Origin of the sequence: Mycobacterium sp. pUA109, from assembly GCF_041287095.1 — a bacterium.
Lineage (GTDB): Bacteria > Actinomycetota > Actinomycetes > Mycobacteriales > Mycobacteriaceae > Mycobacterium.
Genome location: NZ_JBGGKS010000031.1, coordinates 44,947 through 55,602 on the forward strand (window position 1 = coordinate 44,947; position 10,656 = coordinate 55,602).

General features: G+C 68.3%; 11 protein-coding genes. 5 read left to right on the top strand and 6 right to left on the bottom strand.

What is annotated here, in order from left to right:
* Positions 1-123: 123 nt before the first annotated feature.
* Positions 124-1,305 carry an acetyl-CoA C-acetyltransferase gene (locus ACAG26_RS25785; protein ID WP_370485923.1) on the bottom strand — a complete coding sequence of 394 codons (1,182 nt, stop codon included), beginning with the start codon at positions 1,303-1,305 and terminating at the stop codon, positions 124-126.
* Positions 1,306-1,386: 81 nt separating this feature from the next.
* Between ACAG26_RS25785 and mce the strand changes: the two genes are divergently transcribed.
* Entirely contained in the window at positions 1,387-1,863 is a 477-nt protein-coding gene (gene mce, locus ACAG26_RS25790) for a methylmalonyl-CoA epimerase (RefSeq protein ID WP_370485924.1), read from the top strand.
* 3 nt (positions 1,864-1,866) lie between these two features.
* On the opposite strand, the gene ACAG26_RS25795 is transcribed toward mce, so the two are convergent.
* From ACAG26_RS25795 to nucS, 3 genes are all read right to left on the bottom strand, one after another.
* Positions 1,867-2,163 (bottom strand): hypothetical protein, encoded by a 297-nt coding sequence (locus tag ACAG26_RS25795; RefSeq protein WP_370485925.1) that lies wholly within the window; start codon positions 2,161-2,163, stop codon positions 1,867-1,869.
* Between the two features lie 23 nt (positions 2,164-2,186).
* The gene (locus ACAG26_RS25800; protein ID WP_370485926.1) at positions 2,187-3,281 is read right to left on the bottom strand and encodes an NADH:flavin oxidoreductase; all 1,095 of its coding nucleotides are present in this window, start codon (positions 3,279-3,281) and stop codon (positions 2,187-2,189) included.
* A gap of 64 nt (positions 3,282-3,345) precedes the next feature.
* On the bottom strand, positions 3,346-4,017 hold the full coding sequence (nucS, locus tag ACAG26_RS25805; RefSeq protein ID WP_370485927.1) for an endonuclease NucS: 672 nt from the start codon (positions 4,015-4,017) through the stop codon (positions 3,346-3,348).
* Between the two features lie 58 nt (positions 4,018-4,075).
* On the opposite strand from nucS, the gene ACAG26_RS25810 reads away from it, so the two are divergent.
* Entirely contained in the window at positions 4,076-5,683 is a 1,608-nt protein-coding gene (locus ACAG26_RS25810; RefSeq protein WP_370485928.1) for an adenylate/guanylate cyclase domain-containing protein, read from the top strand.
* 5 nt (positions 5,684-5,688) lie between these two features.
* On the opposite strand, the gene glsA is transcribed toward ACAG26_RS25810, so the two are convergent.
* Complete coding sequence (glsA, locus tag ACAG26_RS25815) at positions 5,689-6,978, bottom strand: glutaminase A (protein WP_370485929.1); 1,290 nt, start codon at positions 6,976-6,978, stop codon at positions 5,689-5,691.
* Between the two features lie 98 nt (positions 6,979-7,076).
* Here glsA and ACAG26_RS25820 point away from each other — a divergent pair, with 98 nt between their 5' ends.
* Positions 7,077-8,570: an AlkA N-terminal domain-containing protein gene (locus ACAG26_RS25820; protein ID WP_370485930.1), complete on the top strand. Its 1,494-nt coding sequence runs from the start codon at positions 7,077-7,079 to the stop codon at positions 8,568-8,570.
* The gene (locus tag ACAG26_RS25825) at positions 8,567-9,058 is read left to right on the top strand and encodes a methylated-DNA--[protein]-cysteine S-methyltransferase (RefSeq protein WP_370485931.1); all 492 of its coding nucleotides are present in this window, start codon (positions 8,567-8,569) and stop codon (positions 9,056-9,058) included. Before ACAG26_RS25820 ends, ACAG26_RS25825 begins: the two co-directional genes overlap by 4 nt.
* Before the next feature lie 4 nt (positions 9,059-9,062).
* Here the strand turns inward: ACAG26_RS25825 and ACAG26_RS25830 are convergent, their stop codons facing one another.
* On the bottom strand, positions 9,063-9,449 hold the full coding sequence (locus ACAG26_RS25830; RefSeq protein WP_370485932.1) for a hypothetical protein: 387 nt from the start codon (positions 9,447-9,449) through the stop codon (positions 9,063-9,065).
* Positions 9,450-9,615: 166 nt separating this feature from the next.
* Here ACAG26_RS25830 and ACAG26_RS25835 point away from each other — a divergent pair, with 166 nt between their 5' ends.
* Complete coding sequence (locus tag ACAG26_RS25835; protein WP_370485933.1) at positions 9,616-10,356, top strand: SDR family oxidoreductase; 741 nt, start codon at positions 9,616-9,618, stop codon at positions 10,354-10,356.
* Positions 10,357-10,656 lie beyond the last annotated feature (300 nt).

Below are 10,656 nucleotides of genomic sequence, written 5' to 3' on the forward strand. Positions count from 1 at the left end.
GTCAAGTCTGTCACAACGCCCAACCGGCGCCTCAGCCGCTCAGCCGGTGACCTCGCCCCCGCCGACCGGCGGTTATGAGCAAGATCACACGGTCCGCCCGCCGGCACCGCCAGCAAACCCGACCTAGCCGGCCCGCAGGATCAGCGCGTCGCCCTGGCCGCCGGCGCCGCACAGCGCCGCCACCGCGTAGCCCGACCCCCGGCGTTTGAGCTCCAGGGCGGCGTGCAGGGTGATCCGCGCCCCGGACATGCCGATCGGGTGGCCGACGGCGATCGCCCCGCCGTGCACGTTGACGATGTCGGGGTTGATCCCCAACTCGCGGGTCGAGGCCAGCGCCACCGCGGCGAACGCCTCGTTGATCTCCACCACGTCGAGCTGGTCGAGCGCGATGCCTTCCCGGGCGACGGCCTTCTTGATGGCGTTGGCCGGCTGGGACTGCAACGTCGAATCCGGCCCGGCCACCACGCCGTGCGCGCCGATCTCGACCAACCAGTCCAGCCCGAGCTGTTGGGCCTTGGCCTTGTTCATCACCACCACCGCGGCCGCACCGTCGGAGATCTGCGACGACGACCCCGCCGTGATGGTGCCGTCCTTGCGGAACGCCGGCCGCAGGCCGGACAGCGACTCGGCGGTGGTGTTGGCACGGATGCCCTCGTCCTCGGTGAACTCCAGCGGATCCCCCTTGCGCTGCGGGATCTTCACCGGAACGACCTCGTCGGCGTACACGCCGTCCTTCCACGCCGCGGCGGCCTTCTGGTGGGACACCGCCGCGAACTCGTCCTGTTCGGCGCGGGTGAACTGGTCGGCGTCGTTGCGCTGCTCGGTCAACGCCCCCATCGGCTGATCGGTGAACACGTCATGCAAGCCGTCGTAGGCCAGGTGGTCGAGCACCGTGACGTCGCCGTACTTGTAGCCGGCGCGGCTGTCCATCAGCAGGTGCGGTGCCTTGGTCATGGACTCCTGGCCGCCGGCCACCACCACATCGAACTCGCCGGCCCGAATCAGCTGGTCAGCCAGCGCGATGGAGTCGATCCCGGACAAGCACATCTTGTTGATGGTCAGCGTTGGCACGTCCCAGCCGATCCCGCCGGCCACCGCCGCCTGCCGCGCCGGCATCTGACCCGCGCCGGCGGTCAGCACCTGGCCCATGATCACGTATTCCACCAGGGCCGGCGGCACGTTGGCCTTCTCCAGCGCGCCGGCGATCGCGATGGCCCCCAGGTCACTGCCGGAGAAGTCCTTCAACGACCCCATCAGCTTGCCGATCGGGGTGCGGGCCCCAGCAACGATTACCGACGTGGTCATGACTACCTCCAAAGCGGGCGGGGACGGCCGATCTGGCCGATCGGTGCAGCGCAATCTTTCCCATCAGGTTACCGTTGCGTTATGACCACCGATCAAGCTGACGCCCGTCCCGCCCTGGCCACCGCCCTGGTAACGGCGATCGACCACGTCGGTATCGCGGTGCCCGACCTGGACGCCGCCAAGAAGTGGTACCACGACCGGCTCGGCATGATCGTGCTGCACGAAGAGGTCAACGACGAGCAGGGCATCGTCGAGGCCATGCTCGCGGTGCGCGGCGCCCCGGTCGGCAGCGCCCAGATCCAGTTGATGGCCCCGATCGACGATTCCTCGACGATCGCGAAGTTCTTGGACAAGCGCGGCCCCGGCCTGCAGCAGCTGGCCTACCGGGTCAGCGACATCGACGCCCTGTCCGAGCGGTTGCGCGACGAGGGTGTCCGGCTGCTCTACGACGCGCCCAAGCGCGGCACGGCAAACTCGCGGATCAACTTCATCCACCCCAAGGACGCCGGCGGGGTGCTGATCGAGCTGGTCGAGCCGGCCGCCGAGTCAGCTCACTAAGGGCTAGGACCACTTTCGGGTCGGGCCGCGGGTTGCGCGGTTGGCCCAACACGGCGTGTGCCAGTGCCGCCGGTCGTCCACCCCGGCCGCACCGGCGTCCACCCGCCACACCACCACATGTGCGGTGCCGGAACGGATTTCGTGATCACAACCCGGGCAGCGGTAGGTTTTGACCGCCCGGGCCCCGGCGATGGTGCGCACCTCGTAGGAATACCCGTCGGGTCCGGTTTCGACCCGGTGCGGAACCGGTAACGGCCGCAACGGCTGCTGCCGGCGCGACGGGCTGCGGCGACGGGCCATGCGACCAAGCCTAATGGTCGGGGTCAGGCCAGCGCAGACAACGCCACCGCGGCGTCGTATCCGGTGAACCCGTCCAGTTCGCCGTCCCGCAACCGGTTCACCCAGCCCGGGTCGGCCAGCAGCGCACGACCGATGGCCACCACGTCGAACTCGCCGGCGTCGAACTGCTCGACCAGGCGGTCGACGGGCGCGGGCCTGATCACCTCGCCCGGCTTTTCGCTGCGGAACTGCGTTTCCAGCCCCACCGACCCGACCGCGATGACCGGTGTGCCGGTGACCTTCTTGGTCCACCCGGCCAAGCTCAGTGCGGGGTCGTGGTCGGGGAAACCCGGCAGATAGTGTCGGCGGGTGGAAGGGTGCAGCACGTCGACGCCGGCCTCGACCAGCGGGGCCAACAGTTCCTGTAATTGGGTCGGGTCGGCGGCCAGGGATGCCGCGTAGTCGGTGGCCTTCCACTGGGAGAAGCGGAAAATGATCGGATAGTCCGGCCCGACCGCGGCCCGCACCGCGGCGACCACCTCGGCCGGGAAGCGGGTCCGCGCGGCCAGCGATCCGCCGTAGCCATCGGCACGCAGATTCGTGCGCTCCCAGAGGAATTGGTCCAGCAGGTAGCCGTGGGCGCCGTGCAACTCGACCGCATCGAAGCCGACGTCGCGCGCGGTGGCGGCGCCGTGCGCGTACAGCGCCGAGATCTCTTGCAGTTCATCGGTTTCCAGCGCCCGACCGCGCGGCTTGCCGTGCCCGTCAACGCCCGACGGGCTGACCGGCACCACCCCGTCGGCGTCGTCGCGCAGCACGCCCTGGTGCCACAGCTGTGCGGCGATGGTGGCGCCCTCGCCGTGGACGGCGTCGACGACGCGGCGCCACCCCGCGAGCACCTCCTCGCCGGCCAGCGTCGGGACGGTAAACGGGTAACCCGCAGCCGGGTCCGGCAGCCGGACCCCTTCGGTGAGGATCAGCCCGACGCCGCCGGCTGCGCGCCGTCGGTAGTACTCGGCGACGTCGGCGCCCGGGATTCCGCCGGGCGAAGCCTGGCGGGTCATCGGCGCCATCGCGAACCGATTCGGCACGGTCAGCGAGCGGACCGTCAGCGGTGCGAAGAGATCATCGATTGCCATGGACCGCGCAACGCGCCCCGGTGGGTGCCTATTCCGTCCCGGCACTGTGATCGCCGACGCACACTCAAAACAGCCGGAACTCGTCGCTGTCCAGGCCGCGCATGCTGTCGTAATCGAGTGTCACGCAACGGATGCCGCGATCGGTGGCCAGGTTGCGCGCCTGCGGCTTGATTTGTTGCGCGGCGAACACCCCGCTGACCGGCGCCAGCACCGTGTCGCGGTTGAGCAACTCCAGATAGCGGGTGAGCTGTTCGACCCCGTCGATCTCGCCGCGACGCTTGATCTCCACCGCCACCGACCGACCGAGTTCGTCGCGGCACAACAAGTCGACCGGCCCGATCGGGGTCATGTACTCCCGACGCACCAGGGTGTAGCCCTGGCCGAGCAACTCGACGTGCTCAGCCAACAGCTCCTGCAGGTGCGCTTCCACGCCATCCTTGACCAACCCGGGGTCGAGCCCGAGTTCGTGGCTGGAGTCGTGCTCGACGTCCTCGACGGTGATCCGCAATTGTTCCCCCGCCTTGTTCTCCACCACCCACACCGGGACCTCGCCATCGAGTTCTTCGGTGAGTCGACACGGGGGGCTCATCCAGTTCAGCGGCTTGTAGGCGCGGTCGTCGGCGTGCACGCTGACCGAACCGTCGGCCTTGATCAACAGCAACCTGCGCGCCGAGGGCAGATGCGCGGTCAGGCGTCCCACATAGTCGACGGTGCACTGGGCGATCACAAGACGCACCCGATCCACCTTAGGGGTACGCCCCGAAATTGCCGCGGACGAACTAGGCTGACGCCAAATGATGGCCAAGAAGACGGCGGCCCAACGCCTGGGCCGACTGCTCGAGGCGATGACCCGGCAAAGCGGTCGGCTGCCCAAGACACCGGAGTACGGATCCTGGCTGCTCGGCCGGGTATCGGAGAACCAGCGTCGCCGCCGGGTGCGCATCCAGCTGATGATGACCGTCGTCATCGTGGGCACCAACCTGATCGGGATCGGTGTCGCACTGCTGCTGGTAGGGGTGGCATTTCCGTCGCCCAGCGTGTTCAGCGACGCGCCGGCGTGGCTGACGTTCGCGGTGGTCCCGGCCTACATCGCCACGGCGCTGGTGCTGGGCACCTACTGGATCACCCGGCGCACGGTGCGCAAGCTGCGCTGGGCGATCACCGAACGCAAACCCACCTACACCGACGAACGCAACACCTTCCTGGCGCCGTGGCAAGTGGCCGTTGTGCTGCTGATCCTCTGGGGTGTCGGGACCGCGCTGTTGACGCTGCTTTATGGCCTGGCCAACAGCGTGTTCATCCCCATCATTGCGTTCGTGGTGGGGATCTGCGGCGTGCTGGTGGCCACCGGTTGCTATCTGCTCACCGAGTTCGCGTTGCGCCCGGTCGCCGCGCAGGCGCTGGCCGCCGGGCGACCGCCACGACGGTTGGCGCCGGGCATCATGGGCCGCACCATGACGGTGTGGATGCTGGGTTCGGGTGTGCCGGTGCTGGGCATCGCGGTGACCGCATTTTTCGCCCTGGTGCTGCGCAACCTCACGCTTTCCCAGTTCGGGGTGGCGGTGCTGATGCTGGCGACCGCCACCTTGATTTTCGGGTTCGTGCTGATGTGGATCCTGTCCTGGCTGATCGCGACCCCGGTCCGGGTGGTGCGGGCCGCCCTCAAACGGGTGGAACAAGGCGACTTGCGGGCCAACCTGGTGGTGTTCGACGGCACCGAACTCGGGGAGCTGCAAAGCGGTTTCAACGCGATGGTCGCCGGCCTGCGGGAGCGCGAGCGGGTCCGCGACCTGTTCGGTCGCCACGTGGGGCGCGAAGTCGCCGCCGCCGCCGAACGCGAGCGACCCCAGCTCGGCGGCGAGGAGCGCCATGTCGCAGTGGTTTTCGTGGACATCATCGGCTCGACGCAGTTGGTCACCGGCCGGCCCGCGGTGGAGGTGGTCGCGCTGCTGAACCGGTTCTTCGCGGTGGTCGTCGACGAGGTCGACAAACATCACGGCCTGGTCAACAAATTCGAGGGCGACGCCGTGCTGGCGGTGTTCGGTGCGCCCAACAACCTCGAGCATCCCGAGGACTACGCGCTGGCGGCGGCCCGGACGATTTCGGCCAGGCTGCACCGTGAGGTCCCCGAATGCGAGGCCGGGATCGGGGTGGCCGCCGGCCAAGCGGTGGCCGGCAATGTGGGCGCCAAACAGCGTTTCGAATACACCGTCATCGGCGAACCGGTGAACGAGGCGGCCCGGCTGTGCGAGCTGGCGAAATCCGAATCCAGCCGGCTGCTGGCGTCCTCGGCGACCGTGCAGGGGGCCAGCGAAAGCGAGCGGGCGCGTTGGACTTTCGGCGATACGGTGACGCTGCGGGGGCTCGATCAGCCGACCCGGTTGGCGGTGCCTGCCTCCTAGCCGGGCTAGCGCCGCGGCGGGCCGAACAGCCAGGCCTCGGCGGCGGCGACCGCGTCGTCGACGGTGGTGAAGGTCACCGCCTGCGCCGGTGAGCCCGGCGCGACCACCGCACCGTCGGGATCGACCAGAAAACCCCGCTTTCCCGCGGCCTGCAGCATCGCGCCCAACCCGGCGAGCATGGCGCGGGCCGCACCGTTGATGTCGTCGACCCGCGACACGTCCAGAATGGCGGCGCTGAATTCACCGGATTGCTGCCGCGCCATCCGCAGCACCTGCTCGGCACCGGCGAACAGCAGATCGCCGTGCACCTCGTAGACCCGCACCCCGTCGCGGACGTCGTAGGTGGCGCGCAGCGTCGACCGCGCCTGCAGCGGCACACTCAAAAAGTGCAGACCGAGTTGCGCGGATAGGCTGCGGCACACCGCTACACCGCGCACGCTGTTGCCCTTGGCATCCAAAAGCGGTGAATACACGCCGATTCCGAGTTGTCCCGGCAGTACCGCGACGATGCCGCCGCCGACACCGCTTTTGGCCGGCATCCCGACGGCGCTGACCCAGTCGCCCGCCGCGTCGTACATGCCGCAGGTCAGCATCACCGACAGCGTGCGCCGCACCACCGCGGCGTTGGTCACCCGGCGACCGGTGAACGGGTTGATGCCGGCCCGGGCCAGCGTCGCGCCCATCCGGGCCAGGTCGGTGCTGGTGACCCGCAGCGAACACTGCCGGTAGTAGACGTCGAGAATCTCGTCGGGGTCGCCGTCGAGCACATCGAAGCTGTCCAGCATGTAGGCGATCGCCCGGTTCCGGCTTCCGGTGGCCTGCTCCGAGCGGTACACCGCCTCGTCGAGCGGCAAGTGCCGTCCCGCGCAGGCGGAGTAAAAGTCACGGATCAGCGCGAACCGCGCATCCGGTGAGGCACCGGGGATCAGCGACACCGCGGCGATCGCCCCGGCGTTGATCATCGGGTTCTTGGGGACCTTGGTGACATCGTCGACGCTGATCTCGTTGAAGGCCTCGCCGGAGGGCTCCACCCCGATCCGGGCGTCGACGGCCGCCTCACCGATCTGATCGAGCGCCAGCGCATAGGTGAACGGCTTGGACACCGACTGGATGGTGAATTCGACGTCGGCGTCGCCGGTTTCGTAGACGTACCCGTCGCCCGACGACAGCGACAACCCGAAGCCCCGCGGATCGACGCCGGCCAGCTCCGGAATGTAGTCGGCGACCGCGCCCTCGCCGGTCGCGGCGTGTTCGGCAAGGATCCGGTCCAAGTAGCTCTGCACCAGATCGGCCACATTCGGATCCTAGGCGGTGAGGTGGCGATAGCACGCCTCCAACAACGATGTCGGTTTTCCGCTAGTGCTGTCGCCGGCGGCGTGTAAGTCTTGCAAATGTGTACGACGACTTCGACCGGTGCTACCGCGCGGTGCAGTCCAAGGACGCCCGCTTTGACGGGTGGTTCGTGACGGCGGTCGTCACCACGGGCGTGTATTGCCGCCCCAGTTGCCCGGTGCGGCCGCCGCTGGCGCACAACGTGCGTTTCTACCCCACCGCCGCGGCGGCCCAGCGAGACGGCTTCCGGCCGTGCAAACGGTGCCGGCCCGACGCCACCCCCGGTTCGCCGCAATGGAATGTGCGCGGGGACGTGGTGGCCCGCGCCATGCGGCTCATCGCCGACGGGACCGTCGATCGCGAGGGGGTCGTCGGCATGGCCGCCCGGTTGGGCTACACCACCCGGCAATTGCAGCGGCTGCTGCACAGCGAAGTCGGGGCCGGCCCGCTGGGCTTGGCCCGCGCGCAACGCACCCAGACCGCCCGGGTGCTGATCGAGACCACCGAGCTGCCGTTCAGCGACGTCGCCTTCGCGGCCGGGTTTTCCAGCATCCGCCAGTTCAACGACACGATCCGGGAAGTCTGCCGCAGCACCCCCACCCAGCTGCGCCGGCACGCGGCCAGCCGCGCGCACCGCCAGCCGGCCCCGCCCAGCCCCGGTGCGCTGTCGTTGCGGCTGCCGGTGCGCACCCCGTTCGCCTACGAAGGGGTGTTCGGTCATCTGGCGGCCAGCGCCATCCCCGGGTGTGAGGAGGTGCGCGACGGCGGTTACCGGCGCACCCTGCGGCTGCCGCACGGCACCGGAATCGTCGCGCTGCGCCCGGCTCCCGACCACGTCGGCTGCCAGCTGGTGCTCGACGACTTTCGCGACCTGGCCACCGCGATCGCCCGCTGCCGGCGCCTGCTCGACCTCGACGCCGACCCCGAAGCGGTCCTCGAGGTACTGGCGTCCGACCCGGACCTGCGCCCGATCGTGGCGACGGCGCCGGGTCAACGCATCCCGCGCACGGTGGACGAGGCCGAACTCGCCGTCCGGGTGGTCCTGGGCCAGCAGGTGTCCACCGCGGCGGCCCGCACCCACGCGGGGCGATTGGTCGCGGCCTACGGCCAGCCGGTCCACGACGCCGGCGGCGCGCTGACCCACACCTTCCCGTCGATCGCCGACCTCGCCGAGATCGATCCCGCCCATCTGGCGGTGCCCCAGGCTCGGCGACGGACGCTGCGCGCGCTGATCGCCGGGCTCGCCGACGGCGACCTGGTCTTAGACGCCGGCTGCGACTGGGACCGCGCCCGCCAGCAGCTGCTGGCGCTTCCCGGTATTGGACCGTGGAGCGCCGAGGTGATCGCCATGCGGGGCCTCGGGGACCCCGACGCCTTTCCCGTCACCGACCTCGGCGTCCAGGCCGCCGCCAAACAGCTTGCCCTGCCTACCGATTCGCGGGCATTGACCGAGCGCGGCGGCCGGTGGCGGCCGTGGCGCTCCTACGCCACCCAACACCTGTGGACCGCGCTCGATCACGCCGTCAACCATTGGCCACCGAAGGAGGTCGCATGACCCGCTACCGCATTATCGACAGCCCGATCGGTCCGCTCACCCTGGCGGGCACCGGCTCGGCACTGCAGCATCTGCGGATGGTCGACCAGACCTACGAACCCGACCGCGCCGACTGGGTGCGCGACGACAACGCCTTCGGCGCCGCCGTCGACCAGCTCAACGCCTACTTCGCCGGTGAACTCACCTCGTTCGACGTCGAACTGGAGCTCCTCGGCACCGCGTTCCAGCGACGGGTGTGGTCCGCATTGCAAACCATTCCCTACGGCGACACCGCGTCCTACGGGCAGATCGCCGGCCAGATCGGTGCCCACGGCGCCGCGCGGGCCGTCGGGTTGGCCAACGGGCACAATCCGATCGCGATCATCGTGCCGTGTCATCGGGTGATCGGCAGCAACGGCAGCCTGACCGGCTACGGAGGCGGCCTGGACCGCAAACGCGCGCTGCTCGACCTGGAGAAAAGCCGAAGTTGCGCGACCCTGTTCGACTAAATAACTAGTCGGTGCAGACGGTGACGGTGATCGGGCTCCCGCCGTAGGCGGGGTTGGTGCCCGAGCCGAGCCCGGGGATGGTCACGGTGCTTCCCGGTGCGGCCGGCACGGTTCCGGAGGTGTTGGTGTGCGTGAGGTTGAATTCGCCGCCGTCGACGGTTTTTTGCCAGTTGACCGCACCGTCCTGATACCAGTACGTCACGTTGGTGTCGTAGATGATGCCGAGGATGTTGGTGTTTTCATGGCTGTTGGCGTTCAGTTGCGTTCCGTTGCGCGGCAAACAACCCGGGCCGTTGGCGGCCGCGCCGGGGCTGAACGCTAACGCTATCGCCGCGACGGCGGCCGCGACGACGGTGGTGGCGAAACTGCGCCCCAGCGATGCGAGTGCCATGGTGCCTTCTTCATCGGCCGTGCCAGGCGGCGTGTTACAAAAGCGGAGCGTCCTTGGCCTGGATACGAGGAGCCCGACACCAGGCCCCAAGCACCCGCGAGCAACTCGTAGGATCGGCACCACGCGGTGCCGATCCGGCCCTTGCGAGAGAGATTAGAAATCGAAGATGTCTGGCGTCGACGGCAAAGTTGTAGCCATCACCGGAGCTAGCAGCGGCATCGGGGCGGCGACCGCAGTCCTGCTCGCCGAACGCGGTGCAGTGGTGGTTCTCGCTGCTCGGCGGACAAGGCGACTCGAAGAACTTGCCGACAAGATCCGCGAACGCGGTGGGCGGGTTGTCACGTGCGCGACCGACGTTGCCCGCCGCGGTGATCTTGAGCGGCTCGTTGCCCGTGCCGTGGATGAGTTCGGCCGGCTCGACGTGCTGGTGAGCAACGCCGGCATCAGCAAGATCGGACCTGTCTCTGATGTCGACGTCGACGGATGGTCGGCGATGATCGACGTGAATCTCCGAGGCGTGCTATATGGCATCGCCGCAGCACTTCCGGTGTTTCAGCGACAGGGCCAGGGCCACTTCATAACCACCGTGTCAACCGCGGGACTCAAGATCGTGCCCAACATGGCGGTCTACGCGGCGACCAAGAATGCCGTGCGCACTCTCATGGAAGGGTTGCGGCAGGAGTCGACGGACGGCGCCGTGCGGACCACATCGATATCGCCGGGATTTGTCCGAACCGAACTCGACAGTTCGATCGAGGATCCAGCCCTCCGAGGGCAGATCCGCCGCAACATGGACGACTTCGGTATCCCGCCAGCGGCGATCGGGCGGGCCGTCGTCTTTGCTATTGAACAGCCGCACGATATCGAGATCGGCGACATCACCATTCGCCCCACGGTCCAGAGCTAGACCAATCAGCCTCCCGCCACCGGGGCCATCTCACGGGCTCCCGAAGAGCAGTCCGAAATCCGGCATCCACAGGTATTGACAAACCGTTCGGCTAACGAACGAACTCTCGAAAGAATTTCTTTATAGCGAGCGTACATACAACTGTTGGGACGCTTTATCGCATTCCTGGTGACGGCAATACATATGCCTGTGCCCCCCAATGATAATTGGGGGGCACAGGCTTTAATGTGTGTTCGGCGGTGTCCTACTTTTCCACCCGGGTGGGTAGTATCATCGGCGCTGGCAGGCTTAGCTTCCGGG